Source organism: Streptomyces monomycini (assembly GCF_022271435.1).
GTDB lineage: Bacteria > Actinomycetota > Actinomycetes > Streptomycetales > Streptomycetaceae > Streptomyces > Streptomyces monomycini.
On record NZ_JAFIQY010000046.1, the window covers coordinates 44,269 to 70,513 of the forward strand.

General features: G+C 71.0%; 27 protein-coding genes and 1 rRNA gene. 9 read left to right on the forward strand and 19 right to left on the reverse strand.

Annotated features, from left to right (window positions below):
* Positions 1-35: 35 nt before the first annotated feature.
* Positions 36-782, forward strand: a complete 747-nt coding sequence (locus tag JXZ78_RS34290) for a DUF4328 domain-containing protein (protein ID WP_238783563.1) — start codon at positions 36-38, stop codon at positions 780-782.
* 163 nt (positions 783-945) lie between these two features.
* On the opposite strand, the gene JXZ78_RS34295 is transcribed toward JXZ78_RS34290, so the two are convergent.
* A complete protein-coding gene (locus JXZ78_RS34295; protein ID WP_030024806.1) occupies positions 946-1,398 on the reverse strand; it encodes an ATP-binding protein in 453 nt (150 codons plus the stop codon).
* 169 nt (positions 1,399-1,567) lie between these two features.
* Here JXZ78_RS34295 and JXZ78_RS34300 point away from each other — a divergent pair, with 169 nt between their 5' ends.
* The 3 genes from JXZ78_RS34300 (at position 1,568) to JXZ78_RS34310 (ending at position 3,172) form a co-directional block, all read left to right on the forward strand.
* A complete protein-coding gene (locus tag JXZ78_RS34300) occupies positions 1,568-2,419 on the forward strand; it encodes a helix-turn-helix domain-containing protein (RefSeq protein ID WP_167745490.1) in 852 nt (283 codons plus the stop codon).
* An 11-nt stretch (positions 2,420-2,430) separates the two neighbouring features.
* Complete coding sequence (locus JXZ78_RS34305; protein ID WP_030024809.1) at positions 2,431-2,622, forward strand: DUF397 domain-containing protein; 192 nt, start codon at positions 2,431-2,433, stop codon at positions 2,620-2,622.
* An 88-nt stretch (positions 2,623-2,710) separates the two neighbouring features.
* The gene (locus JXZ78_RS34310; protein WP_050503056.1) at positions 2,711-3,172 is read left to right on the forward strand and encodes a hypothetical protein; all 462 of its coding nucleotides are present in this window, start codon (positions 2,711-2,713) and stop codon (positions 3,170-3,172) included.
* A gap of 43 nt (positions 3,173-3,215) precedes the next feature.
* On the opposite strand, the gene JXZ78_RS34315 is transcribed toward JXZ78_RS34310, so the two are convergent.
* The 4 genes from JXZ78_RS34315 to JXZ78_RS34330 form a co-directional block, all read right to left on the reverse strand.
* A complete protein-coding gene (locus JXZ78_RS34315; RefSeq protein ID WP_238783564.1) occupies positions 3,216-3,755 on the reverse strand; it encodes a GNAT family N-acetyltransferase in 540 nt (179 codons plus the stop codon).
* Positions 3,752-4,357 (reverse strand): helix-turn-helix domain-containing protein, encoded by a 606-nt coding sequence (locus JXZ78_RS34320; RefSeq protein WP_050503057.1) that lies wholly within the window; start codon positions 4,355-4,357, stop codon positions 3,752-3,754. Before JXZ78_RS34320 ends, JXZ78_RS34315 begins: the two co-directional genes overlap by 4 nt.
* A 103-nt stretch (positions 4,358-4,460) precedes the next feature.
* Positions 4,461-5,273: a S1 family peptidase gene (locus JXZ78_RS34325; RefSeq protein ID WP_030024814.1), complete on the reverse strand. Its 813-nt coding sequence runs from the start codon at positions 5,271-5,273 to the stop codon at positions 4,461-4,463.
* Between the two features lie 296 nt (positions 5,274-5,569).
* Positions 5,570-6,385, reverse strand: coding sequence for a serine protease (locus tag JXZ78_RS34330; RefSeq protein ID WP_238783565.1), 816 nt, complete (start codon positions 6,383-6,385; stop codon positions 5,570-5,572).
* A gap of 638 nt (positions 6,386-7,023) precedes the next feature.
* Here JXZ78_RS34330 and JXZ78_RS34335 point away from each other — a divergent pair.
* The gene (locus JXZ78_RS34335; RefSeq protein ID WP_030024817.1) at positions 7,024-7,500 is read left to right on the forward strand and encodes a hypothetical protein; all 477 of its coding nucleotides are present in this window, start codon (positions 7,024-7,026) and stop codon (positions 7,498-7,500) included.
* Between the two features lie 70 nt (positions 7,501-7,570).
* Here JXZ78_RS34335 and JXZ78_RS34340 read toward each other — a convergent pair whose 3' ends face one another.
* The 6 genes from JXZ78_RS34340 to JXZ78_RS34365 form a co-directional block, all read right to left on the reverse strand.
* The gene (locus JXZ78_RS34340) at positions 7,571-8,515 is read right to left on the reverse strand and encodes a hypothetical protein (RefSeq protein WP_030024818.1); all 945 of its coding nucleotides are present in this window, start codon (positions 8,513-8,515) and stop codon (positions 7,571-7,573) included.
* Positions 8,516-8,615: 100 nt separating this feature from the next.
* Complete coding sequence (gene hemB / locus JXZ78_RS34345) at positions 8,616-9,611, reverse strand: porphobilinogen synthase (protein WP_030024819.1); 996 nt, start codon at positions 9,609-9,611, stop codon at positions 8,616-8,618.
* Positions 9,608-11,257 (reverse strand): bifunctional uroporphyrinogen-III C-methyltransferase/uroporphyrinogen-III synthase, encoded by a 1,650-nt coding sequence (locus tag JXZ78_RS34350; protein WP_030024820.1) that lies wholly within the window; start codon positions 11,255-11,257, stop codon positions 9,608-9,610. Before JXZ78_RS34350 ends, hemB begins: the two co-directional genes overlap by 4 nt.
* Entirely contained in the window at positions 11,254-12,231 is a 978-nt protein-coding gene (gene hemC / locus JXZ78_RS34355; RefSeq protein WP_030024821.1) for a hydroxymethylbilane synthase, read from the reverse strand. Before hemC ends, JXZ78_RS34350 begins: the two co-directional genes overlap by 4 nt.
* Positions 12,228-13,667, reverse strand: coding sequence for a glutamyl-tRNA reductase (locus JXZ78_RS34360; RefSeq protein ID WP_030024822.1), 1,440 nt, complete (start codon positions 13,665-13,667; stop codon positions 12,228-12,230). Before JXZ78_RS34360 ends, hemC begins: the two co-directional genes overlap by 4 nt.
* Before the next feature lie 73 nt (positions 13,668-13,740).
* Positions 13,741-14,586 carry a redox-sensing transcriptional repressor Rex gene (locus JXZ78_RS34365; RefSeq protein WP_030024823.1) on the reverse strand — a complete coding sequence of 282 codons (846 nt, stop codon included), beginning with the start codon at positions 14,584-14,586 and terminating at the stop codon, positions 13,741-13,743.
* 399 nt (positions 14,587-14,985) lie between these two features.
* Here JXZ78_RS34365 and JXZ78_RS34370 point away from each other — a divergent pair, with 399 nt between their 5' ends.
* From JXZ78_RS34370 to JXZ78_RS34385, 4 genes are all read left to right on the forward strand, one after another.
* Positions 14,986-15,264, forward strand: coding sequence for a glutaredoxin family protein (locus JXZ78_RS34370; RefSeq protein ID WP_030024824.1), 279 nt, complete (start codon positions 14,986-14,988; stop codon positions 15,262-15,264).
* Positions 15,265-15,592: 328 nt separating this feature from the next.
* Positions 15,593-16,480 (forward strand): HAD family hydrolase, encoded by an 888-nt coding sequence (locus JXZ78_RS34375; protein WP_030024827.1) that lies wholly within the window; start codon positions 15,593-15,595, stop codon positions 16,478-16,480.
* Positions 16,481-17,432: 952 nt separating this feature from the next.
* Positions 17,433-18,215, forward strand: coding sequence for an ECF subfamily RNA polymerase sigma factor, BldN family (locus JXZ78_RS34380; protein WP_030017980.1), 783 nt, complete (start codon positions 17,433-17,435; stop codon positions 18,213-18,215).
* A gap of 483 nt (positions 18,216-18,698) precedes the next feature.
* Positions 18,699-19,931: a DUF5667 domain-containing protein gene (locus JXZ78_RS34385; RefSeq protein WP_030017981.1), complete on the forward strand. Its 1,233-nt coding sequence runs from the start codon at positions 18,699-18,701 to the stop codon at positions 19,929-19,931.
* 134 nt (positions 19,932-20,065) lie between these two features.
* On the opposite strand, the gene JXZ78_RS34390 is transcribed toward JXZ78_RS34385, so the two are convergent.
* The 8 genes from JXZ78_RS34390 to rrf all read right to left on the reverse strand — a co-directional run bounded on the left by JXZ78_RS34390 (position 20,066) and on the right by rrf (position 26,242).
* Complete coding sequence (locus JXZ78_RS34390; protein WP_030017982.1) at positions 20,066-21,070, reverse strand: lysophospholipid acyltransferase family protein; 1,005 nt, start codon at positions 21,068-21,070, stop codon at positions 20,066-20,068.
* Positions 21,071-21,084: 14 nt separating this feature from the next.
* Positions 21,085-22,134, reverse strand: a complete 1,050-nt coding sequence (locus tag JXZ78_RS34395) for an NAD-dependent epimerase/dehydratase family protein (protein ID WP_030017983.1) — start codon at positions 22,132-22,134, stop codon at positions 21,085-21,087.
* A 366-nt stretch (positions 22,135-22,500) separates the two neighbouring features.
* Complete coding sequence (locus tag JXZ78_RS34400) at positions 22,501-22,599, reverse strand: 30S ribosomal protein bS22 (RefSeq protein WP_003948845.1); 99 nt, start codon at positions 22,597-22,599, stop codon at positions 22,501-22,503.
* A 119-nt stretch (positions 22,600-22,718) separates the two neighbouring features.
* Positions 22,719-22,928, reverse strand: a complete 210-nt coding sequence (locus JXZ78_RS34405) for a helix-turn-helix domain-containing protein (protein WP_014144137.1) — start codon at positions 22,926-22,928, stop codon at positions 22,719-22,721.
* A 128-nt stretch (positions 22,929-23,056) separates the two neighbouring features.
* Positions 23,057-23,911 (reverse strand): phosphatase, encoded by an 855-nt coding sequence (locus JXZ78_RS34410; RefSeq protein ID WP_050502070.1) that lies wholly within the window; start codon positions 23,909-23,911, stop codon positions 23,057-23,059.
* 138 nt (positions 23,912-24,049) lie between these two features.
* Positions 24,050-25,231, reverse strand: coding sequence for an acetoin utilization protein AcuC (locus JXZ78_RS34415; RefSeq protein ID WP_030017986.1), 1,182 nt, complete (start codon positions 25,229-25,231; stop codon positions 24,050-24,052).
* Between the two features lie 81 nt (positions 25,232-25,312).
* Complete coding sequence (locus JXZ78_RS34420) at positions 25,313-25,966, reverse strand: HAD family hydrolase (protein WP_030017987.1); 654 nt, start codon at positions 25,964-25,966, stop codon at positions 25,313-25,315.
* A gap of 159 nt (positions 25,967-26,125) precedes the next feature.
* Positions 26,126-26,242 (reverse strand): 5S ribosomal RNA (rrf, locus tag JXZ78_RS34425).
* Positions 26,243-26,245: the final 3 nt, after the last annotated feature.

Here is a 26,245-nt window from a genome sequence, read left to right on the forward strand (position 1 = left end):
GCGGGCATTTTCATGTTCAGGAGAGTTACTCAGCCATGTCTCACATACCCGCCGGCCCTCCGCCCCCCGGTTTTCCGCCGTCCGAGGGTTTCCCGCCCACCGGTGGCCCGGCACTCCGGCCGACGTGGGGCCTCGGCATCGCCCTCACCGTGCTGCTCTGCCTGGTCATCGCCACCGACGCCCTCGCACTCGGCGCCGACCTCAACATGCGCGCGGTGCTGGGCAGCCTGGCCACCACCACCGAACAGCAGGCCCACCGCGCCGACACGCTGTACGGGGTGACCGCCATCCTCCAGGGCACCCTGGTGATCCCCACCGCCGTCGTCTTCATCATCTGGTTCCACCGGTCCCGGAAGAACGCAGAGCACTACACGCGGGACGTGTGCACGCTGGGCAGCGGATGGGCCATCGGGTCCTGGTTCATCCCGATCGGCAACCTGTGGCTGCCCTTCCGCGTCGCCAAGGAGACCTGGCAGTCCAGCGCCCAGTCGGCGCCCGACGGCTCATGGCGCAAGGTCTCCATCATGCCGGTACGGGCCTGGTGGCTGCTGTGGGTCCTCACACTGGTCATCGGCCGGATCGCCAACAAGCTCTACGAAAAGGCCGAGCTCCCGGACACCATCCGCGTGGCCGTGACCGTGGTCGCGCTCGCCGACCTCCTGGACATCGCCGCCGCCGTCCTCGCCATCCTCTTCGTCCGCAAGCTGTCCCGTATGCAGCAGATCCCCGCAGCGCCGTACGCGGTCGCGCCCACCGGCCCTGCCCCGTACACCTCCGCCTGACCGCCCCTCACGGCCGGCACCGGCCCCGTACCCCCCAGGTCGAGGCGCCTCCATCGGCGCCTCGACCTTCACACCGGTGTCGATGCCTACGGTCTGTGCACGCCCCCCGGACGGCGGGCTTCCTGCCCTCTGCCCCTACCCCTGCCCCTCGCCGGTACGGCCATCACCCTCCCGCCGCGAGCCCGCCCGCGCTGCCCCACAACGGACACTCCTCCCCCAACTCGAACCACATCACCTTGCCCCCGCCCGACCCCAACGCCCCCGACCCGTAAGCGAACCCGCCAAAACTCTCGGCACACAGCCTGACCAGCCCCAGCCCCCTCCCGGCCTCGGCCCCCGGCCCGGGCACCGCGCCCGCCCCGAAACCGGGCAGCTCCGGATTCCCGTCCCACACGCTGACGCGCAGGCGCGCCCCGATCCGCTTCACCCGCACATGGGCGGGCCCCTTCGCGTACCGGTACGAGTTGGCGATCAACTCCGCCGCCAACAGCTCCGCCCCGTCGACCAGCCCCGTCTCCCCGTGCTCCTCCAGCACCAGCCGCACCACCCGCCGCGCGACGCGCGGAGCCCGGGGGTTGTCGGACATCTCGAACGCGTACTCCCAGTCACCGGACATGCGAAGCCTCCGTTGCGGATGCGCAGTTGACTCACGCGGAGCGTGAGTGACGTGCGACACACAGTAGTGCCGCGGGTGCCACTATGCACCACCTTCCGGCACATAAATGCTCCGCTGGACCACGACTGGCTGCCCCGGCAGACTGTCCGCGACACGAGAGTGAGGGTCGATGCCGCCCAGGACCACACCGACAGTGCGCCAACAGCGTCTAGGCGCCGAGCTGCGCAAACTGCGCGAGAGCGCTGGGATGACCGCTTCGGCCGCAGGCTCCCTGCTCGGCGTCGATCAAGCACGCATCAGCAACATCGAGCGTGGGCGAGCGGGCATCAGCGCCACCCGCCTGCGCACCCTGGCTTGCAACTACGCTTGCGGCAACCAGGAACTCATCGACGCACTCGCGGCCATGGCCGGCGACCGCGTCCGCCACTGGTGGGAGGAGTACCGCGGCACCCTGCCGGCCGGGCAACTCGACATCGCCGAGATGGAATTCCACGCCACCGAACTCCGCACGGCACAAACCTCCACCTTGCCCGGCCTGCTCCAGACCATCGACCATGCGCGCGTCGTCTTCAACCAGGGCGTGCCGCCCCTGCCGCCGCACGAGGTCGAGCACCGCACCTCGTTCCGCATGAAACGGCAGGCTGCCATTTACCGGGACGGCGCCGCACGCTATACCGCGATCATCCACGAAGCGGCCCTGCGGATGCAGTTCGGCGGACGCGCGATCGCCCGCAAACAGCTTGAGCACATCACCGCGACGAGTGAACGTGACAACGTGACCGTGCTCGTGATCCCGTTCTCACGGGGCGAGTTCCCCGGCTCCGGACAGACGATCACGTATGCGTCCGGGCCGACGCCGGAACTCGACACCGTTCAACTCGACCAAATGGGCGGACCCGCGTTCCACGATGCCACCGCGCAACTGTCGCGACACCGCGCCGTCATGGAGCTGCTGGCCCAAAAGGCGCTCACCGCAGCCGCATCCCGGGATTTCATCCACAGCATCGCCCGCGAACTCTGAAAGGCATTACCGTGCCGTCCACCCCCTGGCAGAAGTCGTCCTACTGCGCCGACTCCAGCAACTGCCTCCATCTCGCCGCCCTCCCCGACCACACCATACGCATCCGGGAAAGCGAAGCCCCGCACACGGTGGTCACCACCACCCGGAATCAGCTCGGCCTTCTCATAGCTGCCATCAAGTCGGGGGGCCTGAACCGTCTCTGAGTGCTTCCGGAGCCCGTCAACCCACAGCGCGCGGAGCCACCCCCGCGGGCGATCGCGGGGCCGCGTCTTTCAAAGTACTTTCGAAGTCATGAGCACCGATGACGCGGCGGCCGTGAACTTCTCCGAGCTGGTGAACAAGAACAAGCAGACGCTCGACCGGTTACGAGCAGCTCCGCGCCTGCTGCTGCACCGCAGGGACGGTGAGGACCTGGTCCTCACCACCGCGACCCGGGCCGAACAGGACCGGACGGTCGTGTCGGCGGCCACGCGCATGCTGACAGCTATCGCACGGCACGATCCGGACAGTAGGGAGTTGCTGCTCGACATACTGCCGGACGCCTTTCCCTGGGTCCGGTTCCTACCCGATCCGGATGCTCACGCCTTCGCCGTCGAACTGGTCGACACCATGCGCGCCGCCGACTCCGTCGGCAATACCGCGTCCGTTGCCCGGACGCTGACCGCCTGGCAGCACACGGCCGAAGCCCATTCCGATCCGGAACTGCCGCCCGTCGCGATACGTACGGCCCCACGACCGGCCACGGACCGCTGACAAGGCCGTCGGCCGATGCCCCCCTCCGCCCCGGCGGAGCCCCTCACCCCACCTCCTTGTAGAAGAACGTGCAGTCCCGCAGTTCCCCCTCCGGGTCCGTCGCGTACGCGGGGACCGTGCCGTACGGGGTCCAGCCGGTGCTGCGGTACAGGCGGTCCGCCGCGCTGTCCGCCTCCGTATCGAGGAGCAGGAGGCGGAAGCCGGAGCGGGCGGCGGACTGTTCGGCCGTGGTGAGGAGGGCGCGGCCGAGGCCCTGGCCGCGGGCGGGCCGGTGGACGAGGAGTTTGACGATCTCGGCGCGGTGGCGGCCGTTCGGTTTGCTGGGGTGGGCGAGGCTGATGGTGCCGGTGATGCCTCCGGGGGTTTCGGCCACCCAGATGTCCAGGGTTCCGTCGGCTACAGCGGGGCGTTGGGTCCGCCACCAGGCCGTCGCCGCTTCGCGGTCGAAGGGGGCCACGAAGCCGAGTGAGGACCCGTCGGCGACGGTTTCGGCGAGGAGGGCGGCCAGGCCCGGGACGCTGCGGTCGAAGGCGGTGGGGGTGAGGTGGGTGAGGGTGAAGGCGGGAGTGGTGGTGTGGCTCATGGCAGGACGACCAAGAGGGCGTACCGGGCGGCGGAGGAACCCGTACAGCGGAAGCGGGTGGGGCCCCAGAGGCGGAAGCGGAGGCAGTCGCCCGGGGTGAGGGTGTGTGCCGTACCGGCGGTGGTGATCTCCAACTGGCCGTCGAGGAGCCAGATGTGCTGTTCCAAACCGGGTACGGGCGGCGGGCTGTCGTACGTGATGTCGGCGCCGGGGCGCAGGGTGCCTTCGACCACTTCGCCACGGAGGTTGGGGTGGGGCGGGGAGACGGAGCGCCGGGTGAAGCCGGAGGGGTCGTCGCGCCAGACGGGCTGTTCGGCGGTCCGTACGAGTTGGGGCGGCTCCGACTCGACCTCGGCCAGCAGCCGGGACATCGGCCGTTCGTACGCCGCGCACAGCCGGTTCAGCAGCGCCGCCGTGGGGCTGATCTCGGCCCGCTCCAAGCGCGAGAGGGTCGACCGGCTCACGTCCGTACGCCGGGACAATTCGTCGAGCGACCAGCCGCGCTCCGTACGCAACTCCGCCAGCCGGGCCGCGAGTCGGGACTCCATGGGGTCGGTGTGCCCGCCGTCGTCGGCATCTCGGACCGCCTTCTCGGTTCTCATATTCGGGAATCTATCCCGGATATGAGAGGCAGGGAAGGGGCCCGGCACATGGCGGCGCCCCGGACCGCCCGTGCGGCCCGGGGCGCGTCCGCTCAGCCGACCGTCAGCGCGCCGACAGCTTGTTGGCGGCCTTCTCGATCTGCGCGGAGAAGGCGCTCACCTTCGTGTAGACGCCGGGCTTGCCCGGCCGCGCGCAGCCCTCGCCCCAGCTGGTGATGCCGACCTGGACCCAGTCGCCGTCCCCGTCGCGGCGGAACAGCGGGCCGCCGGAGTCGCCCTGGCAGGTGTCGACCCCGCCCTCCGCCACGAAGCCGGCGCAGAGCTCCTCGCCGGGGGTGAGCAGATCGCCGTACGCCTGCTTGCAGGCGGTCATGTTCACGAACGGCACCTGCGCCTTGCGGAGGTAGCGCTGCTGCGCGCCGCCTTCGCGGCTGGCACCCCAGCCGGTGATGGTGAACTTGCCGCGGTCGAAGTTGTCGTCCTCCGCGATGTGCAGCGTCTCCTGGTTCTTGATCGGCGTGGCGAGCTTGATCAGCGCCCAGTCCTTGCCCTTGCCGTCGTACCCGGGTGCCTGCGCGACCTCGGCGGACTTCACCTTGATCGCCTTGGGGTTCTGGAGGTCCACGACGCCCGCGGTGACGGTGATGCTCGTGTTGGGGCCGCTGCCGTCCACGCAGTGCGCGGCGGTCAGCACGACGTCCTCCCGGATGAGGGAGCCGCCGCAGCCCATCGAGAGCCGCACCATGAACGGGAACTCGCCCTGTTTGGCGGGCGGTCCGCCGATGATCTGCTGGCCGGGGGTCGGCGACGGGGCCGGCGCGGCGGTGGCGCCGCCTGCCGACTGGAGGGCCACCGCCGCCGCCACGGCGGCACCAACGGCTATGGATCTCTTGACACATCTCGCGGAGCGCTTCAAGGACTTCCCTCTCGCGTCGGAGGCACATCGGTCCCCAGCTGTTGCCGCACGGCACACCGCGCCACGACCGGACGCGAAGAGCTGTGCCGGACGTGCCGTGGTGAAGCTGGAGCGTTGTGATTATGTGGACGCGCCCCAAAGATGCACAAGGTTCTGAAACCGGCCACTTCCCGAGTACGGCGACGTATCCGTATCTGCGTGGTTCGGACCAAATGCCGTACGGGCACGGGCGGGTGGGCGGTGCCGCGGTCCGGAACGGCTGCCGCTGCGCGGCGGCCCCACCCGCCCGTCCGGCCTCAGCGCCGCAGCTGGTCCGCCGCCTTCGCGATGGCCTGCGAGAAGGCGCTCACCCGCGTGTAGACGCCCGGCTTGCCGGGCCGCGCGCAGCCCTCGCCCCAGCTCACGATGCCGACCTGGACCCACGCGCCGGCGTCGTCCTTGCGGAACATCGGCCCGCCGGAGTCGCCCTGGCAGGTGTCCACGCCGCCGGTCCGCATGATCCCGGCGCAGATCTCCTCACCGGGGATGTACGCGCTCCCGTACACCCGCTGGCAGGTGGGGGTGTCGACGAACGGCACCGTCGCCTTGCGCAGGTAGCGCTGCTGCCCGCCGCCCTCGCGGGCGGCGCCCCACCCGGCCACGACGAAGTCGCCCTGGTCGTACCGGCCGTCCGTGGTGGTACGCAAGGTGGACAGATTGGTGATCGGGCGAGCCAGCTTGATCAGTGCCCAGTCCTTGCCGTTGCCGTTGTAGCCGGGCGCCTGGAGCACCTTGGTGGACTTCACCTTGACCGCGCTGGAGCTCTGGAGGTCCACGACGCCGGCCGTGGCGGTGATGGAGGTGTTGTTCCCGCTGCCGTCCACGCAGTGGGCGGCGGTGAGCACGATGTCCTGGCGGTAGAGCGAACCGCCGCAGCCCATGGACAGCCGGACCATGAACGGGAATTCGCCCTGGGCGGCGGGGACCCCGCCCACGACCCGCGTGCCGGGCGTGCCGCTCGACGGGGTCGGCGCGCCGGCGGCGCCGGCGGTGGAGGGCTGGAGCGACAGGGCCGCCAGGGTGGCGGCGCCGAGGGCGACGGATCTCTTCAGGAATTTCGCGGAACGGGTCACCGGGTTTCCTCTCCGAGGGGGTGGCACGCGCCCGGCGGGCGCCGGGGCACGCCGGACCGGCTGATCAGGTCATGCCAAGTTCACGCGTCCGAGGACCCCGGGGACGGGACGTACGTGGGGGAAGGGGCGCCACGACGCGGCAGAGCGTTGTGATTATGTGGACACCACGAAGGGGGCACAAGCCACGGAACCGGCCAACAGTGACCGCAGGCACGGCAGTTGAGCTCGATGTCGAAAGAAGCGTGACGGGCGAGCGCGGCGCCCCCGCGACTGATATCCGGCCGCCCGGTATGTATCCAACTTTTCCACCGCCCCCTCGGCCGCCTCCCCCGGCGTCCTCGCCGCGACGGCAGGCACGCGCTGGTCGGACGCCGCGCCCCCACGCCGTAGGACGTCCGAGGCAACGGCCGGCCCTGCCCGGACTCCCCCGCGGAAGTCGTTCGTCGGCCAACTACCGCACTCGCCCCATCGGTTTCTGTTGCGCGTTTTTGGCTCTGCCGCAACACCCCCGGGCCCTGCTTGGCTTTACCTCGCATGTACGAAACAGCCGACAGGTGCGACAGACCCGACATGCGTCATCTGTACCCCGACGCGCCCCTCCCCCGGCGCACCACCCGGGACACCGACCAAGGAGAGCCATGAAGCCCGTGCTCAGACCCGCGTTGGCCGTAGCCGCCCTCGCGCTCGCCGCCACCGCCACGACGGCCTCCCCCGCCACCGCCACCACCCCCGCCCCCCAGGGCAAGTACTGCACCTACATCGTCGACACCGGCCAGGGCGGCTGCTTCGCCACCCGCGCGCAGGCCGACCGGTTCGGCAACGCCAGGGCCGACTACAAGATCCTCGGCAAGATGTGGACCGACGCCAACTCCGGCGGCTCCGAGCTGGCGCTGCGCGGCAGCGTCGGCTGCAACTGGCGCTACCCGGAGTTCAACAGCCTCGGCAAGTGGGGCTACAACGACAACATCAGCTCCGTGGAAGGCGTGGCCTGCCCGATCACGCTCTGGGAGCACGGCGACTTCCGCGGCGCCAAGCAGACGTACTACGGGTACGTCCCCTACGTCGGCGACGGCATGAACGACAAGGCCAGCTCGGTCAGCTTCGACCTGCGCTGACGGCCGACGCGCGTCGCGGGCCGCGCCCTCCGGGAGGGCGCGGCCCGCACCACACGGTTACGGAGGCCGGTCAGGCCGCGTGGTGGATGGTGCCCGACATGCCGGCCGTGCCGCCGCCGCACACCTGCCGGTAGCGGGCGAAGAGGCCGGTCACCTTGCCCTCGTCGGTGAAGTACAGGCGGTCGACGGTGAATTCGCCCCGGGCGTCCGCGCAGGAGCGCCCGTTGCCGTATACCTCCAGAGTGGCACCGCCCTCGGCGCCGGTGACCTGGTACGTGCGCCCGGCGGTCAGCCGCTCGCCCAGCGGCGGCCGGAGCACCGCCGTCCAGTACTCCCGCTTGCCCTCGACGCCGAACTCGACGCCGCCGCCGTAGCTGTTGGACAGCCGGAAGGTGCTGGTGGCGCCCGTGTGCGTCACCGACTTGCCCTGCCCGACCCAGTCACCCGCGTCGCTCTTGTACGCGTAGGACAGCGGCAGCGCACGGTACTTGACCGTCCCCTTCAGCGGCTGGGCCGTCGCCGACTCGCAGTTCTGCGTGTACGAGGCGTCGAGCAGCGTGATGGCGCCCGCTTCGTCCGTGGCGATCTGGTGGACCGTGAACCGGCCGTACACCTCGTTGCAGCCCCGGCCGTTGCCGCCGACATCGAGGCCGGGCGAGCGGCCGGTGCGGAACGCGGCCCGCTCGGCGTCGCGGTAGACGCCGGGGCGCAGCTTCTCGCCCTTGGGGGCGGCGAGATCGATGTCCCACCACTCCTCGGCGGTGGAGACCCGGACCCGGGCGTACCCGGCGTCGCCCGCCACCGTGATCTTCGCGTTCGGCTCGCGGTACGTGCCGGCGTGGCCCTGCCCGATGTAGTCCCCCGCCACGCTGGTGTACGTGTACGAGGTCACCGGCGCCGGACCGCTCGCCGCCTCGGCCGGTGTGGCCAGCGCCCCGCCGAGGGCGGCCGCCGTGCACAGCGCGACGGCGGCGCTCCCCACGGAGCGCCGCCATCTCTTCAGCCGATTCCTCATGTCTGTACCCCTCCCTGTCGATACGTCGCATCTCCTGTGCCCCGTACGGGACTTGGGTACACGCGTGCGACGCAGCAACAGCAGAGGTACGTATGGGGAACTAGAGCTTGCGCGCGACCTCCGTCGCCCAGTAGGTCAGGATCATGTCCGCGCCCGCGCGCTTGAAGCCGGTCAGGGCCTCCAGGATCGCCGCGTCGCGGTCGATCCAGCCCTTCTCGGCGGCGGCCTCGACCATCGCGTACTCGCCCGAGATCTGGTACGCGGCGACCGGCACGTCCACCGCTTCCGCGATCTTCGCCAGCACGTCCAGGTACGGCATGCCCGGCTTGACCATCACCATGTCGGCGCCCTCCTGGAGGTCGAGCGCCAGCTCGCGCAGCGACTCGCGGGAGTTGCCGTAGTCCTGCTGGTAGGTCTTGCGGTCGCCCTTGAGCGACGAGCCGACCGCCTCGCGGAACGGGCCGAAGAAGGCCGAGGCGTACTTCGCGGTGTAGGCCAGGATCGAGACGTCCTCGTGGCCGGTCTGGTCCAGCGCGTCACGGATGACGCCGACCTGGCCGTCCATCATGCCGCTCGGACCCACCACGTGGACGCCCGCGTCCGCCTGGACCTGCGCCATCTCGGCGTAGCGCTCCAGCGTCGCGTCGTTGTCCACCCGGCCCTGGTCGTCCAGGACGCCGCAGTGGCCGTGGTCGGTGTACTCGTCCAGGCACAGGTCCGACATGATCACCAGGTCGTCGCCGACCTCGGCGCGCACGTCGCGGATGCCCTGCTGGAGGATGCCGTCCGGGTCCGTGCCGGCCGTACCGGCCGCGTCCTTCTTCGCGTCCTCCGGCACGCCGAACAGCATGATCCCGGCGACGCCCGCCTCGGCCGCCTCGACGGCGGCCTTCCGCAGCGTGTCACGGGTGTGCTGCACGACGCCCGGCATCGCGCCGATCGGCACCGGCTCCGAGATCCCCTCCCGCACGAACGCGGGCAGGATCAGGTCCGCCGGGTGCAGGCGGTGCTCCGCCACCATCCGGCGCATGGCCGGCGTGGTGCGCAGCCGGCGCGGCCGGGCGCCGGGGAAGTTGCCGTACGTGCTGCTGCTCAACTGCGAGCCCTCCTACGCGATCCGGGCCGGCGCTCGCTGGGACGGGTGACCGGGTCCCCGGCCTCCAGCGCGGCATCGCGCCGCGCCGCCCCGAAGTCCGCGAGCGCTTCGGCCAGCTTGTGCACCGAGGGCTCGGGCGACATGACGTCCACGCGCAGCCCGTGCTCCTCGGCGGTCTTGGCGGTGGCCGGGCCGATGCAGGCGATCACGGTCACGTTGTGCGGCTTGCCGGCGATGCCGACCAGGTTGCGCACCGTGGAGGACGAGGTGAACAGCACGGCGTCGAACCCGCCGCCCTTGATCGCCTCGCGGGTCTCCTGCGGCGGCGGCGAGGCCCGTACGGTCCGGTAAGCCGTGACGTCGTCGACCTCCCAGCCCAGCTCGATCAGGCCCGCCACCAGCGTCTCGGTGGCGATGTCGGCGCGCGGCAGGAACACCCGGTCGATCGGGTCGAAGACCGGGTCGTACGGCGGCCAGTCCTCCAGCAGCCCGGCGGCGGACTGCTCACCGGACGGTACGAGGTCGGGCTTCACGCCGAAGGCGATCAGCGCCTTGGCGGTCTGCTCGCCCACCGCCGCGACCTTGATCCCGGCGAACGCGCGGGCGTCCAGCCCGTACTCCTCGAACTTCTCCCGGACCGCCTTGACGGCGTTGACCGAGGTGAAGGCGATCCACTCGTAACGGCCGGTCACCAGGCCCTTGACCGCGCGCTCCATCTGCTGCGGGGTACGCGGCGGCTCCACGGCGATGGTCGGCACCTCGTGCGGCACCGCGCCGTACTCGACGAGCTGGTCGGAGAGCGACGCGGCCTGCTCCTTGGTCCGCGGCACGAGGACACGCCAGCCGAACAGCGGCTTGTTCTCGAACCACGAGAGCTGGTCGCGCCGGGCCGCGGCCCCGCGCTCACCGACCACGGCTATGACCGGCTGCCCGCCGTCCGCCGACGGCAGCACCTTCGCGGCCTTCAGGACCTGGGCGACCGAACCGAGGGTGGCGTTCCAGGTGCGCTGGCGTGTCGTCGTACCGGCGACGGTGACCGTCATCGGCGTGTCGGGCTTGCGGCCCGCGGAGACCAGCTCGCCGGCCGCCGCGGCCACCGAGTCCAGCGAGGTGGACACGACGGCGGTCGCGTCGCTGGCGCCCACCTCCGTCCAGCAGCGCTCGCCGGCGGTCCGCGCGTCGATGAACCGCACGTCCGTGCCGTCCGCGTCGCGCAGCGGCACACCGGCGTACGCGGGCACGCCGACCGCGGCGGCGATGCCCGGCACGACCTCGAAGACGACGCCCTCGGCGGCGCACGCCAGCATCTCCTCGGCGACGTGCGCGTCCAGTCCGGGATCGCCGGACACCGCACGCACCACCCGCTTGCCGGTGCGCACAGCCGACATGACAAGATTGGTGGTGTCCCTAAGCGCGGGTACACCAGCGGTGGTTGACGCTTCGTCAGCCGTGGGCTGCTGCGGCGTGTCCACATGCGGCCGCGCATGCGCGCGGACGACGTCGAGCACCTGCGGGTCGGCGACCAGCACATCGGCGCGGGCCAGTGCCTCGACGGCACGCAACGTCAGCAGGCCCGGGTCTCCGGGACCGGCGCCGATGAAGGTGACCTGGCCGGCGGCAGGGTGATTCGGGGCGGTGGGGCTCAAAGTGCTCGCTCCCCCATAAGACCGGCCGCACCCTTCGCGAGCATCTCGGCGGCGAGTTCGCGCCCCATGTTCACGGGGGTCGCCGCGTCGCCGAGAGAGGCGGGTACGTGTCCGGTGGTGGACAGCTGCACCAGCGTCGAGCCGTCGGTCGTGCCGACGACGCCACGCAGGCGCATTTCGGTGACAGCCTGCCCGTCGGCCTGAAGGTCGGCCAGCGCACCCACAGGTGCGGAGCAGCCGGCCTCCAGGGCGGCGAGCAGGGAACGCTCGGCGGTCACGGCGGCCCGGGTGAACGGGTCGTCGAGCTCGGCGAGCTGGGCGGCGAGCTGCGCGTTGTGCGCGGCGCACTCCACCGCCAGGGCCCCCTGGCCGGGGGCGGGCAAAATCATGTCGGGCGACAGGCGCTCCGTCGCCTCCTCGATCCGGCCGAGCCGGGACAGTCCGGCCGCGGCCAGCACGACCGCGTCCAGCTCGCCCTTCTCGACGTAACCGATACGGGTGTCGATGTTCCCGCGGATCGGCACGGCCTCCACCCGCCGGCCCAGCGAACGCGCCCAGGCGTTCAGCTGTGCCATGCGGCGCGGCGAACCGGTCCCCACACGGGCACCGTCCGGCAGCTCCTCGAAGGTCAGGCCGTCGCGCGCCACCAGCACGTCACGCGGGTCCTCGCGCGGCGGTACGGCGGCCAGCGCCAGCTCTTCGGGCTGCGCGGTCGGCAGGTCCTTGAGCGAGTGCACGGCGAAGTCGATCGTCCCGTCGAGCAGCGCGTCGCGCAGCGCGGAGACGAACACCCCGGTGCCGCCTATCTGCGCCAGGTGCTCCCGCGAGGTGTCGCCATAAGTGGTGATCTCCACCAGCTCTACCGGGCGGCCGGTGACCTCGCGCACCGCGTCCGCCACCATCCCGGACTGGGCCATGGCGAGCTTGCTGCGCCGCGTCCCCAGCCTCAGGGCCCGTGGATTGCTGTCAGTCATGCCCGCTCCCGTGCTGTGTGCGAGCCGTCGGCCCGCGTGTCGGCCCGGCTGACGGCGGCAACCGTCTGCGGGTCGAGATCGAAGAGTTCACGCAGCGCGTCCGCGTAACCGGCGCCGCCGGGTTCGCTGGCCAGCTGCTTGACCCGCACGGTGGGCGCGTGCAGGAGTTTGTCGACGACCCGGCGCACGGTCTGGGTGATCTCCGCGCGCTCCTTGTCGTCGAGGTCGGGGAGGCGGCCGTCCAGCCGGGCGATCTCGCCCGCCACGACGTCCGCCGCCATGGTGCGCAGCGCGACCACCGTCGGGGTGATGTGCGCCGCCCGCTGCGCCGCGCCGAACGCGGCCACCTCGTCGGAGACGATGCCGCGCACCCGGTCCACGTCGGCCGCCATCGGAGCGTCCGCGGACGCGTCGGCGAGGGACTCGATGTCGACGAGGCGCACGCCCTCGGCCCGGTGGGCGGCGGCGTCGATGTCGCGCGGCATGGCCAGGTCGAGCAGCGCCAGCTCGGGCGCCGGCGCGACCGCGCTGCCGGCGCCGCCCGCGGTACCGGCGTACCCGTCACCGGCCGCGATCCGGGCGGCGCGGGTCTCCGCGGCCGTCTCGATCGCCTCGCCGGTCAGCACCAGGCCGGTGGCGCCCGTGCAGGACACCACGACGTCGGCCAGGGCCAGCTCGGACTGTACGGCGGTCATCGCCACGGCGCGGGCGGTCAGCCCGTTCAGCGCGCCCGCCGAGCCCGGCTCGGTCAGGATCCGCGTCAGCCGCTCGGCGCGCTCCACCGTCCGGTTGGCCACCGCCAGTTCGCTCACCCCGGCCCGTACGAGCGTGGTGGCGGCCAGCGACGACATCGACCCGGCGCCGATGACCAGGGCACGCTTGCCCCGGGCCCACTCGGCCACGTCCGTACCGCTCGCCAGCTGCTCCAGGCCGAAGGTGACCAGCGACTGGCCGGCCTTGTCGATCCCGGTCTCGCTGTGGGCGCGCTTGCCGACCCGCAGCGCCTGCTGGAAGAGGTCGTTCAGCAGGCGGCCCGCGGTGTGCTGCTCCTGCGCGACGGCGAGGGCGTCCTTGATCTGGCCGAGGATCTGGCCCTCGCCCACGACCATCGAGTCCAGGCCGCAGGCCACCGAGAAGAGGTGGTGGACGGCCCGGTCCTCGTAGTGCACGTACAGGTACGGGGTCAGCTCGTCCAGGCCCGCACCGCTGTGCCGGGCCAGCAGGGTGGACAGCTCGGCGACACCGGCGTGGAACTTGTCCACGTCGGCGTACAGCTCGATGCGGTTGCAGGTGGAGAGCACCGCGGCCTCGGCGGCCGGCTCGGCCGACACCGTGTCCTGGAGCAGCTTGCCGCGCGCCTCGGGGGCGATGGCCGCGTGCTCCAGCACGCTCACGGGGGCACTGCGGTGACTGAGCCCTACGACAAGGAGGCTCATGCTTTCACCTCGCTACGCGAGGCACAGCCTTCGCCTGTGACGCACCTTTTGTCGATTCCCTCGCTGCGCTCGCTCATGCCGGCATCACGGCGGGTACGTCCCCGTCGGGTCCCTTGCGGTCGGACGCACCGGTGGACGCGTCCGCGTCCCGGCCGGTCTTGCCCGCGGCCTCGCGCACCTCGCGCACGGCCCGCCGGGCCTCACGCGCGGCGACGGCGCGGGCGTCGTCGGACTCGTCGTCGTCCTGGCCCGCGTCCTCGCCCGCCTTGCGCTGCTCGTGGAAGGCCAGGATCTGCAGTTCTATCGACAGGTCGACCTTGCGCACGTCCACGCCGTCCGGAACGGTCAGCACGGTCGGCGCGAAGTTCAGGATGGAGGTGACACCGGCGGCCACCAGACGGTCGCAGACCTGCTGCGCGGCGCCGGCGGGCGTCGCGATCACGCCGATCGAGACGCCGTTGTCCTTGATGATCTTTTCCAGCTCGTCGGTGTGCTGGACGGCGATGCCCGCCACCGGCTTGCCCGCCATCGCCGGGTCGGCGTCTATCAGCGCGGCGACCCGGAACCCGCGGGAGGCGAAGCCGCCGTAGTTGGCCAGGGCGGCGCCGAGGTTGCCGATACCGACGATCACGACCGGCCAGTCCTGGGTCAGACCCAGCTCGCGGGAGATCTGGTAGACGAGGTACTCCACGTCGTAGCCGACCCCGCGGGTGCCGTACGAACCGAGGTAGGAGAAGTCCTTGCGCAGCTTGGCGGAGTTGACCCCCGCCGCGGCGGCGAGTTCCTCGGAGGAGACCGTGGGGACCGAGCGCTCGGAGAGCGCGGTCAACGCGCGCAGGTACAGCGGAAGCCGGGCGACGGTGGCCTCGGGAATCCCTCGGCTTCGGGTCGCCGGTCGGTGAGTTCGGCCAGTTGCCACGGTGCTCCTGCGGGTAGAGCGGGGCTGTGGACGGCCGTAGGTTTCCCGACCGCCCCGTCGACAGCAGGCTATGTCTTTGTGAACGCGTGCACAAAGATGGTGTCCGCTTTGTCCGGCCAAAGTGACCGGGGTCACGCGGCTTTTACACCGCTTCGCGGAACCAACTCCCCCGGCGCACCGTTCACACGTTTCGCGCCGGTAACACGGGAGTGCCGACGGCCGCACGCGCCCTCACTCCTCACCGCTATCACCCCGGAAACCTACAAATCGCCCACCGATGGTAGTCGACTCAGGCGACTATCCGCCCCGTACGGCGGAGGAGTGACGGGGACACGACAGCGACCGCCTGCGAAGCGGCGGCGCCCCGGCTGCGTTCCGGACGGAGGCACAATTACGGGCATGGCCTCCCTCTTCAGCCGCAGCGCCCGCAAGAACCCCGCCGACAGCACGGTCACGCTCATCGGCAAGCCAGGCTGCCATCTGTGTGATGTCGCACAGGAAGTCATCGAGCGCGTCTGCGCCGAGACCGGCGCCTCCTGGGAGAAGAAGGACATCACCCAGGACCAGGAGCTGTACCGCAAGTACTGGGAACAGATTCCGGTCGTCCTCGTGGACGGCGCGCAGCACGATTTCTGGCGGGTCGACCCCCAGCGGCTGCGCAAGGCACTGGGCGCCTGACGGCACGAGCCGCTCACCCCACAGCCGTACGAGCCCTTCTACGCCCGGCAGACCAGGCCGCGTACGCCACCGGAACCGCCCGGCGTACGCCCGCACCCCGGCGCGCGCCCCGACGGCCCGGCACCGTCACCGGGATGGCCGTAACGCAACGGTCGGCCGCACCGCGGCCGCCCGACATCCGGCCGTAACCGGCCGCACCGAACAACCTGGCTACGCTAGCTACATGGCCCACCCGTCGTCCGCCCGCCGTCCCCGTAGGAACGCCTACGGCGCGCTCCTCCCCACGGGGTGGTTCAGCCGCCGTAGGCGCCCCGCCACCGCGCGCAGCGTGCTCGCAGGCGAGGCCGCCGCCGAGGCCGCGCGCAAGTCCTCGCTGGAGGCCGAGGCGCAGGAAGCGGCCGCCCAGGAGGAAGGCGCCGAGGAACCCGAGTTCCCGGTCGTCGGCGACACCCACGCCGCCGCCTTCTTCGACCTCGACAACACCGTCATGCAGGGCGCGTCCCTCTTCCACTTCGGACGCGGCCTCTACAAGCGGCGCTTCTTCCACAAGCGCGACCTGGCCCGCTTCGTCTGGCAGCAGATCTACTTCCGTTTCATCGGCTCGGAAAACCCCGAGCACATGGCGGACGCCCGCAACAGCGCGCTCTCCATCGTCCAGGGCCACCGCGTCTCCGAGCTGATGACCATCGGCGAGGAGATCTACGACGAGTACATGGCCGAACGGATCTGGCCCGGCACCCGCGCCCTCGCCCAGGCCCACCTGGACGCGGGCCAGAAGGTCTGGCTGGTCACCGCCGCCCCCGTCGAAACCGCGACGATCATCGCGCGCCGGCTCGGCCTGACCGGCGCGCTCGGCACCGTCGCCGAGTCCGTCGGCGGCGTCTACACCGGCAAACTGGTCGGCGAGCCGCTGCACGGCCCCGCCAAGGCCGAGGCCGTACGGGCCCTGGCCGCCGCCGAGGGCCTGGACCTGGAGCGCTGCGCCGCCTACAGCGACTCCGCCAACGACATCCCGATGTTGTCCCTGGTCGGCCACCCGTACGCGGTCAACCCCGACGGCCGCCTCCGCAAGCACGCCCGCGAACAGGGCTGGCGCCTGCGCGACTACCGGACCGGCCGCAAGGCGGTGAAGATCGGCATCCCGGCGGCCGCCGGCGTGGGAGCACTCGCGGGCGGCGCGGCCGCGGCGGTGGCACTCCAGAGGCGGCGCCGCTGAACCGATTTTTCCGGCGGCCGTGCGCGGTTGCCGGCGGGGGTGCTTGGTGGGGGCTCGCGTTATGCGCGATGGGACCGGTGGTGGGGGCGCGCGTCTTGCGCGATAGGACCGGTGGGTAGGGGCTCGGGGCCCCGCAGGGGTCACTCTCCCCCAGCCTTCGGCCGGGGGTGCCCCCACGGCACCGTGTACGTCACCCAGGGTGTCTTGGTGAACCGGGGGCTCCCGGCTGCCTGCGGGGAGCCCCCTACGTGACCCCGAGCCCTGGCCGGCGGGCGGCTGTCCCGTGCGATCGGGCTGGGGTTTTCACAGGCCAAGCCAAGCAAGCCCGAGCCCATGGCATTCGGCCAGGCCAGCAGGGCTGCCTTCCCGCGACCCACCCCGTGCGCCTCACCACCAGGAGGGCGGGCACCAGGGTGATCGTTCTTTTTCCTCCCCCCCACCGACCTCGGCTCGCCAATCCGGCCGGAGGGGGCGTGTAGGGGGCCATCCCCGCAGGCAGCCGGGAGCCCTCGTTCACCAACCAACCCTGGGCGACGTACACGGTGCCGAGGAGTTGGCCCCCTGCGCGCCCCCGCCCCACAACGCAAGCAATGCGAGCCGCGCGTCAGCGCAAACCCTCGCGCGAAGCGCGAACCCGCGAAGCCCACCCCGGCCATCCCCACCGCATACCCCCACCCCACCCCCCACAGTCCCGCCCCCGACGGTCCGCCACAAGGCGCCCCGCAACCAGGCAGATCACGTTCCTTTCTGATCAATATCTGCTCAGGAATCGATACTTGATCGGGCATGAATTCGTAACGGACCAGAAGTAATCGATGATTTGAGCAACTGGGTGTAGCGCTGCCTGTACGAAGCGTTATTCTCCTCAGACGCAAACCGGTACCCACGCGTCCCTACGACGGGTGAACGGTCCCGCACTGCACGTGATGGAAGCTCTGCCTCTGGGAGTCCCGTGTACCCACACGTCGGGGTTGACGCCTCGGGCCTGGCTACGCTGCGTACGACACTCGTCGACCACCTGCGCAGTTTTGTCCCCACCGCGATCGCCGTCCCCGCATTCGCCACAGCCACCCCCGCCGGTCCCTGCTACGCCCTGGCCGACGGAAGCACCACCACCGTCACCAAGACCGGCGGCAGAACACGCCGCGGCGCGGGCACGCCCGCCGCCCGGCGTCCCGCCGACAGCGACAGCCGCCGCATGATGGACCTCGTCGAGCGCGCCCAGGCCGGCGAGGCAGAGGCGTTCGGACGGCTCTACGACCAGTACGCCGACACGGTCTACCGCTACATCTACTACCGGGTGGGCGGCCGGGCCACGGCCGAGGACCTGACCAGCGAGACGTTCCTGCGCGCCCTCCGCCGCATCGGCACCTTCACCTGGCAGGGCCGCGACTTCGGCGCCTGGCTGGTCACGATCGCCCGCAACCTGGTCGCCGACCACTTCAAGTCGTCGCGCTTCCGCCTGGAGGTCACCACCGGTGAGATGCTCGACGCCAACGAGGTCGAACGCAGCCCCGAGGACTCGGTCCTGGAGTCGCTGTCCAACGCGGCGCTGCTGGAGGCGGTCCGCAAGCTCAATCCGCAGCAGCAGGAGTGCGTGACGCTGCGCTTCCTCCAGGGCCTGTCGGTCGCGGAGACCGCGCGCGTCATGGGGAAGAACGAGGGCGCCATCAAGACGCTGCAGTACCGGGCCGTACGGACCCTCGCGCGGCTGCTCCCGGACGACGCCCGCTGACCGCCGCCACGGCGCACGGACCCCGGTCCGTGCCGCCTGCCGTGCCCCGGTTGCCACCCGCGTCCCCGTGCCCACTGCGCTTCCGCCTGCCTCACCGCCCCGGGCCGTCCACTCCGGCCCGCCGCCAGGACTAACGCCTGAACCACCGCCCCGATCGCCTGAATCTCCCGGACCGATGTTGACGGCCACGCCCTCCGTACGCCCTCGGGTTCACCGTGCGTGCCCGCTGACACGCCCGGCGCCGGCCACCGCGGCGATCGACCGTGAGTGTCCGTTCGTGACCGTTCGGTCAGATCATCGTGAGTGCGTAACCCAAGTGCCGCGGCGCTCGTTGTGCAGAACGCAGGCTCCTCGCGGTCACGCCATGCCCGCACCCTCTCACTCGATCGAGTGGATGCGAGCAGGGCGTGCAACCTTCCGGCCCGTCTGGATAGTCAAGCCAGTCCGGGGAGTCGAGCGGGATGACGAGAGGAGGTGCCGCCCGTGATCGCGAACGTATCGGTGCACCGGCGGGCTAACGCCTTCGCCCAGGCCCTGGAGGATCAGGTCCTTCCGGGCGCGGCGGCCGAGGACGAGGTCGGCACACCGGCGGAAGCGTGCGGAGAAACAAGGCTGTTGGCGGTCGCCGGCACCCTCGGAGAACTCCCCAAGCCGGAGTTGGACCCCGAGGTCAAGACCGTCCACCGGGCCCAGCTCATCGCGGCGATGGAGGCGGCCTTCGCCGAAGGCGCCGCGTCCGACGGCTCACGGGTGCCGCAGCAGCGCGGGACGCGTGGCGCGCACCGCGCGGCGAAGTCCCTGGGCCGGCTGCGCCCCCGGTCGCGACTGTCGAAGGGTCTCGCGGCGGGCGGCCTGACGGTGGGCGTCGCGGCCGGCGCCTTCAGCGGCGTCGCCGCCGCCAGCTCCGACGCGCTCCCCGGCGACTCGCTGTACCCCCTCAAGCGCGGCATGGAGGACCTCAAGCTGAACCTGACGGGTGACGTGGCCGACCGCGGCCGCCTCTTCCTCGACCAGGCGTCCACGCGCATGTTCGAGGCCCACCGCCTCATGGAGCGCATCCGCTCCGGCCCCCTCGACCACGAGTCGCTCGGCGAGATCCGCAAGGCGCTGTCCGGCGTCAAGCAGGACGCCGGCGAGGGCCACCGCCTCCTCCACGAGGAGTACGAGCGCGACGGCTCCCTCGGCCCCATCCAGACGCTCAACTCCTTCACCAAGTCGCACCGCGACAGCTGGACCCGGCTGCGCGACCGCCTGCCGGCCCAGCTGACGGACGTGCGCGACGAGGTCAGCTCGGTCTTCGACGCCATAGACGAAGAGGTCGGACCGCTGCGCTCCCTGCTGCCCAAGAACCCGGGCGGCGAGAGCCACCACGAGAAGGCGCGCGAGGCGCCCGCGCCGGGCACCTCCCAGGGCCGTACGGACCACCCGTCACCGTCCGGGAAGAGCTCCTCCTCGTCCGGCAAGGCCGACGGCTCGCACGCGCCGGAGCGTCGGCCGGCCTCGTCCCCGTCCCAGGAGGACGAGGGTTTGCTCGGCGGCAGCACGGGCGGCCTGCTCGACCCGCCCTCCGACGCCGGCACCCCGGAACCGGACGGCAAGGGCTCCGGCAAGGGCAAGGGCAAGGAGACCCCGCACGAGCCGGATGTCACCATCCCGCCGCTGCTCCCCGGGCTGCTGCCGGACATCGGCCTCGACGGCAAGAACCCGCTGGGCTGACCCACCCGCGTCGGGCCGCCACCCGACGCTCCGACGCCCCGGTGCCGCCACACGGCGCCGGGGCGTCGCGTGCGTCCCACGTCAGCCGGCCCCGTACCCGCGGCACCACCGCCCCGGCCCACCGGGCGGCACCGTCAGAAGAACACCGAGCGCCGCTGCACCAGCAGTTTGTACAGCGTGTGCTGGATCGTCTCCCGTACCTGGTCCGTCAGGTTGAACATCAGCATCGGGTCGTCCGCCGCCTCCGCCGGATACCCGTCCGTCGGGATCGGCTCCCCGAACTGGATCGTCCACTTCGTCGGCAGCGGCACCAGCCCCAGCGGCCCCAGCCACGGGAAGGTCGGCGTCAGCGGGAAGTACGGGAAGCCCAGCACCCGCGCCAGCGTCTTCGCGTCCCCGATCTTCGGGTAGATCTCCTCGGCGCCCACGATCGAGCACGGCACGATCGGCACCCCGGCCCGCAGCGCGGTGGAGACGAAGCCGCCGCGCCCGAACCGCTGGAGCTTGTAGCGGTCCGCGAAGGGCTTGCCGATGCCCTTGAAGCCCTCCGGCATCACCCCGACGACCTCGCCGCGCTCCAGCAGCCGCTGGGCGTCCTCGGCGCAGGCGAGTGTGTGTCCGGCCTTGCGCGCCAGCTCGTTGATCACCGGCAGGACGAAGACCAGGTCGGCCGCGAGCAGCCGCAGATGCCGGCCGGCGGGGTGGTGGTCGTGCACCGCGACCTGGAGCATCAGCCCGTCCAGGGGCAGCGTCCCGGAGTGGTTGGCGACGATCAGCGCGCCGCCGTCCGCCGGGATGTTCTCGATGCCCTTCACCTCGACCCGGAAGTACTTCTCGTACAGGGGCCGCAGCACCGACATCAGGACCTGGTCGGTCAGCTCCTCGTCGTACCCGAAGTCGTCGACCTCGTACTCGCCGGTGAGCCGCCGGCGCAGGAAGCGCAGGCCACCGGCGATCCGCTGCTCCAGAGACTCCCCCGGCGCCCCCTGCGGCCCTCCCGCCGCCTGGTCCCGCCCGTCCTGCCGCCGCGGCTCCGGTACGGGCGCCAGCGGCGTACGGCGGCCTCCGCGGCCCGGCCGTTTGGTCTTTCTGCGCGACCGGGGCTCCTCGCCGAAGGGAATGACCTTGGCGTCCGCCATCGTGGGTGAACTCCTCACTGGGTCGGGCCGCTGCGTGCGGGCAGCACGGCGGCGAGCCGGTCGACGGTACGGGCGAGGACCTCGGGCGGCAGCAGCCCGGGCCCACGGCTGCGGGCGAACTCCGCGAAGGACTCCGCCGTCGTGTATTTCGGGTGAAACCCCAGTGTCTCGCGCATCTGGGTCGTCTGGACGACCCGGCCGTGCGTGAGCATCCGGATCTGCTCCGGCGAGAAGTCGGTGACGCCGACCGAGCGCAGCGCGGTGCCGGCCCAGGTGACGGTCGGCAGGAACAGCGGCAGCGTGGGCCGGCCGAGCCGCCGGGAGCACTGGGAGAGCAGCAGCGCGCCGTCCCCCGCGATGTTGAACGTGCCGCTGTTGAGCGTGCCGCGGCGCGGCTTGCCGGAGGCCAGGCACAGCGCCTCGATCGCGTCGTCCTCGTGGACGAACTGCAGCCGCGGGTCGTAGCCCAGGACCGTGGGCAGCACGGGCAGCGAGAAGTACTCGGCGAGCGGTGAGTCGGCGCACGCCCCGAGGATGTTGGCGAAGCGCAGGACACACACCGCCACGTCGGGCCGGCGCCGGGCGAAGCCGCGTACGTAGCCCTCGACCTCGACCGCGTCCTTCGCGAAGCCGCCGCTCGGCAGCGACTTCGGGGGCGTGGTCTCGGTGAAGACGGCGGGGTCGCGGGGCGCGGAGCCGTACACGCTGGTGCTGGACTTCACCACCAGCCGTTTGACGTTGGGCGCCTTCTGGCAGGCTCCGAGCAGCTGCATGGTGCCGATGACATTGGTCTCCTTGACCGTCGCCCGGCTGCCCCGGCCGCCCAGCGGCGTGCCGTTGATGTCCATGTGGACCACGGTGTCCACATTGGTCCCGGCCAGCACTCTGGCAATGGCCGGATGCCTGATGTCGGCCTTGAGGAATTCGGCGCCGCCCAAGGAGTGCTCGGGCTCCACGGCATCGACTCCGATCACCCGGCCGACGTCGGGGTCGCGCTGAATGCGTCGTACGAACCGGCCCCCCAGTTGCCGTGCGACTCCAGTGACGAGCACGACCTTTCCCAAGATCAGCCCTTCCTTCCCGCCCTTTGTCCCTCGCGTGAGCCGAGCTGTGCGGCCACGCTATCGGGTCGTTGTTGCGCTGTGATGACCGCGGGATGCGCTGAGCTACATTTCAAGCCTTGGCCCGAGCTTTGCCCACGCCGTCGGCCGACTTTTCGGCACGTTCCTTCCGGAGCCGCGTTCTCCCGCGGGCCGCTCTTTCCGGGAACTCCGCCGGGACCGGGACACCTCGTCCGTCCGGTGGCGCCGTCCGGGTATCGGCCGCCCGGCCCGCGCCGCACCGGGTGCACCGAAATACGGCCCCCAAACGCACCGCAGCCCCCCACCGCCTGGTGCGGTGAGAGGCTGCGGAATCGCGCTCAGCGTTGCTTACTTCTTGTTGCGACGCTGAACACGGGTGCGCTTGAGCAGCTTGCGGTGCTTCTTCTTGGCCATCCGCTTGCGCCGCTTCTTGATAACAGAGCCCACGACTACCCTCGCTCACTTCGTATCACTCGGTGCGGGGCGTCCGAGCCCACACTACCTACATCGGGCCAGCCTACCCGCCGACGAGCCTACGGCGTAATCCGAGGGTCACCTTGAGCCCCTCAGGCCGATTCCACCCCCACATAGGACTCACGGAGGTAGTCGTGGACCGCTTGCTCCGGGACCCGGAACGACCTCCCCACTCGGATCGCGGGCAGATGACCGCTGTGCACCAAGCGGTACACGGTCATCTTCGACACTCGCATCACCGTGGCGACTTCCGCCACGGTCAGGAACACGACCTCATTGAGAGGCCTCTGGTCTGCAGCCATGACACACCTGAACCTTCCGCACATGACGGGCACCGGCTTCCCCTCCGGTGACTCCCCGTCGCTGTGCGCTCACTCCCCAGGTTAGGGGCGGGTGATGCGAGTGGGGAAGAGGAGCAGCGATCGGCCGCCTACTGTGACAGACACGCTCGATTGAGTACATAGCGAGTAAGCGGTCGGTAGTAATCAGACCGCACAGCGTCATCAAGCGGAACTACGGCGGACACCCGCCCCTCGGCCTGTCCGACGAACAGCGCGGGATCGTCCGTATCCGCCAGTCCGATGGCCTCAAAGCCCAGCTGACCTGCTCCGCAGACCCATCCGTGGTCACCGATCACGAGCTCGGGAAGGGGTCCGCCGGCGTCTGCCGCGGCGTCGAGGGCGGTACGAACCGGGAGGGGGGAGTGCGTGTGTACACCCGGCTCACCGGCGGTGCGCCGCACGCCCGGTTCGCGCATCAGCGCGACTCCCCGTACGTAGTCAAGGTTGTACGTGCGTACCCCGAATCGGGTCGCTATGTCGACACAGCGGCCATACGCCGGGGTGAGAAGGGGGCATCCCGCCGCCGACAGAGCGTCTGCCAGGCCACCGTAGAAGCCCATCAGCCGGTGCGGATGGCCCGTGCCGATCAGTACCGGAGCGTGCCGGGCGGCCGCCGCGCCGAGCCGGTCGGCGAAGGCGTCGAGCCCCGCCAGCGTACGGTGCGGATCGATCACATCTGGGCCGGAAGTATGTCCAGGGTCGGCCGAAACTCCACACTGCTCAGCCATCACCTGAAGAACTTCTGCCACAGACCAGTCGTTCTCGGGCTCCAGACCGATCAGTACGCGTGGGTCGCCGGCCGCGAAGAGACGGTAGCGGGTCAGGCTCTTCTCCCTGGAGGTCGCGATCGTCCCCGCGAGCCGCACCCTGACCACGTGCGACTTCAGCGCCGCGGCCGCCGCCGCTCCGTCCGTGTCCGCACCGGTGCCCCACACGGCTCCCATGCTGACGCCCCGGCTCCCGGCCCATGCCCGAACCGCCCGGTAGTCACACATCCGGGCGTATGGGCCCCGAAGGGGGACATGGTCCCCAAGCACGTCCCCTGGGAGCCCGAAGGACGTGCCCTTCGGACGCACCCGGCTCTACGGCAGCAGCCCGTGCGCGGGGAACACCGCCCGGCGGGTCGCCAGGATCGCCTGGTCCAGGCGGTCGGCCGGGTCGTAACCGTCGCCGACGAAGTCACGCCAGCCCGTTCCGCGTCCGTCCGTCATCCGGTGCGGCCCGCCCTGGCGCGTACGCCGGTAGACCTCGTGCCGCCACTCCTCCGGGACCGAGGACGTGGGCTCGATCGGGCGCCCCGCCGCGATCGCCACCAGATGGGTCCAGGTACGGGGTACGACGTCGACCACCGCGTAACCGCCGCCTCCCAGCGCGATCCACCGGCCGTCGGCCGTCTCGTGCGCCAGGTCGTGGCAGGCCGCCGCCACCGCCCGCTGCGCGTCCAGGCTCACCGCCAGGTGCGCGAGCGGGTCCTCGAAGTGGGTGTCGGCCCCGTGCTGGGTGACGAGGACGTCGGGCCGGAACGCGTCCAGCAGGTCCGGCACCACCGCGTGGAAGGCCCGCAGCCACCCCTCGTCACCGGTGCCAGCCGGCAGCGCCACGTTCACCGCGCTGCCCACGGCACCGTGCCCGCCGGTCTCCTCCGGCCAGCCGGTCCGCGGGAAGAGCGTGCGGGGGTGTTCGTGCAGGGAGATCGTCAGAACCCGCGGGTCGTCCCAGAAGGCGGCCTGCACACCGTCCCCGTGGTGCACGTCCACATCCACGTACGCGACGCGCTCGGCGCCCAGCTCCAGCAGGCGTGCGACGGCCAGCGCAGCGTCGTTGTAGATACAGAACCCTGCCGCGCCGCCCGGCATCGCGTGGTGGAGACCGCCCGCGAAGTTCACCGCGTGCAGGGCCTCGCCGCGCCACACCGACTCCGCGGCCCCCACGGATTGCCCGGCGATCAGCGCCGACGCCTCGTGCATCCCGGCGAACGCCGGATCGTCCTCGGTGCCGAGCCCGTACACGGGGTCGGCGGCCTTCGGGTCGGCCGAAGCCTTCCGTACGGCGTCGATGTAGTCCTCGCGGTGCACGAGCCGCAGTGTGGAGGTGCCGGCGGCCTTCGCGGCCACGACTTCCACCGCGTCAGGCCCCCGGTCGAGCCCGTACGCCTCCACCAACCGCATGGTCAGCGCGAGCCGCACCGGGTCCATCGGATGGCCGGGCCCGAAGTCGTAACCCGTTACTGCCTCGTCCCACATCAGCTGTGCACGGCCGCTCATGCCCGTCACCGTATCCGAGCTCCGGAAAGGTGTACCCGGCCGTCCCCTTGCCGGAAGGCGGGTGGTCGGGTATCCGCCTGGTTACGCGAGCAGCTCCGGCAGTTCGGCCATGCGCGCGAAGAGCCCGGTGACCTCGGCGGCGGCGGTGAGCTCCGCGGCTGACGTCCTGGCCGTGAAGCCGTACACGTCCATACCGGCGGCGACGGCGGCCTGGACGCCGAGCGGGCTGTCCTCGATGACCACGCAGCGCTCGGGCGCCACACCCATCTCACGGGCCGCGTGGAGGAAGAGTCCGGGGGCCGGCTTGCCCTGGCCGACGTCCTGCGAGCTGAAGATCCACTCTTCCTCGAACCATTCGTCGAGGCCCGTCTTGCGGTGGCCGACGCGGATCCGCTCATGGCTGCCGGAGGAGGCCACGCAGTACGGCGTCCCGTCCGCCGTCAGCGTGCCGAGCACCTCGTCCACGCCGGCGACCGGCTCCAGCTCCCGCTCGAAAGCTTCGAAGACGCGCGCGTGCAGCGTGGTCTCGAAGTCCTCGGGGAGGAGCTGCCCGGTCCGCTCCTTGACGAGGTCGTGGACGCGGTGCACCGCGGCGCCCATGTAGTCGCGGATCGATTCCTCGTACGAGGTGGGATGGCCGAGTTCGGTGAGGTAACCGGCAAGGATGGTGTTGGAAAGCGGCTCGCTGTCGACGAGCACACCGTCGTTGTCGAAGATGATGAGGTCATAACGCATCCTTCGAGCCTAAACGCCATACCCGGACGGGCCGAAAATGGCGCGGCGCCCGGTACTCGCGCGTCCCCGAGGAGGCGACGGAATTGCGGTGCAAGGCGTGAAACGCAAAAAAGCTCCGGTCCCTGAACCAGAAGGTTCAGAGACCGGAGCTGAAAAATTGTTCGGCGGCGTCCTACTCTCCCACAGGGTCCCCCCTGCAGTACCATCGGCGCTGAAAGGCTTAGCTTCCGGGTTCGAAATGTAACCGGGCGTTTCCCTAACGCTATGACCACCGAAACA

Bases quoted from the DNA above. Each gene is read 5' to 3' on its own strand.
- JXZ78_RS34290 (WP_238783563.1), top strand. From the start codon at position 36: ATGTCTCACATACCCGCCGGCCCTCCGCCCCCCGGTTTTCCGCCGTCC.
- JXZ78_RS34295 (WP_030024806.1), bottom strand. From the start codon at position 1,398: ATGTCCGGTGACTGGGAGTACGCGTTCGAGATGTCCGACAACCCCCGG.
- JXZ78_RS34300 (WP_167745490.1), top strand. From the start codon at position 1,568: ATGCCGCCCAGGACCACACCGACAGTGCGCCAACAGCGTCTAGGCGCC.
- JXZ78_RS34310 (WP_050503056.1), top strand. From the start codon at position 2,711: ATGAGCACCGATGACGCGGCGGCCGTGAACTTCTCCGAGCTGGTGAAC.
- JXZ78_RS34315 (WP_238783564.1), bottom strand. From the start codon at position 3,755: ATGAGCCACACCACCACTCCCGCCTTCACCCTCACCCACCTCACCCCC.
- JXZ78_RS34320 (WP_050503057.1), bottom strand. From the start codon at position 4,357: ATGAGAACCGAGAAGGCGGTCCGAGATGCCGACGACGGCGGGCACACC.
- JXZ78_RS34335 (WP_030024817.1), top strand. From the start codon at position 7,024: ATGAAGCCCGTGCTCAGACCCGCGTTGGCCGTAGCCGCCCTCGCGCTC.
- JXZ78_RS34340 (WP_030024818.1), bottom strand. From the start codon at position 8,515: ATGAGGAATCGGCTGAAGAGATGGCGGCGCTCCGTGGGGAGCGCCGCC.
- hemC (WP_030024821.1), bottom strand. From the start codon at position 12,231: ATGACTGACAGCAATCCACGGGCCCTGAGGCTGGGGACGCGGCGCAGC.
- JXZ78_RS34360 (WP_030024822.1), bottom strand. From the start codon at position 13,667: ATGAGCCTCCTTGTCGTAGGGCTCAGTCACCGCAGTGCCCCCGTGAGC.
- JXZ78_RS34370 (WP_030024824.1), top strand. From the start codon at position 14,986: ATGGCCTCCCTCTTCAGCCGCAGCGCCCGCAAGAACCCCGCCGACAGC.
- JXZ78_RS34390 (WP_030017982.1), bottom strand. From the start codon at position 21,070: ATGGCGGACGCCAAGGTCATTCCCTTCGGCGAGGAGCCCCGGTCGCGC.
- JXZ78_RS34405 (WP_014144137.1), bottom strand. From the start codon at position 22,928: ATGGCTGCAGACCAGAGGCCTCTCAATGAGGTCGTGTTCCTGACCGTG.
- JXZ78_RS34410 (WP_050502070.1), bottom strand. From the start codon at position 23,911: ATGGGAGCCGTGTGGGGCACCGGTGCGGACACGGACGGAGCGGCGGCG.
- JXZ78_RS34415 (WP_030017986.1), bottom strand. From the start codon at position 25,231: ATGAGCGGCCGTGCACAGCTGATGTGGGACGAGGCAGTAACGGGTTAC.
- JXZ78_RS34420 (WP_030017987.1), bottom strand. From the start codon at position 25,966: ATGCGTTATGACCTCATCATCTTCGACAACGACGGTGTGCTCGTCGAC.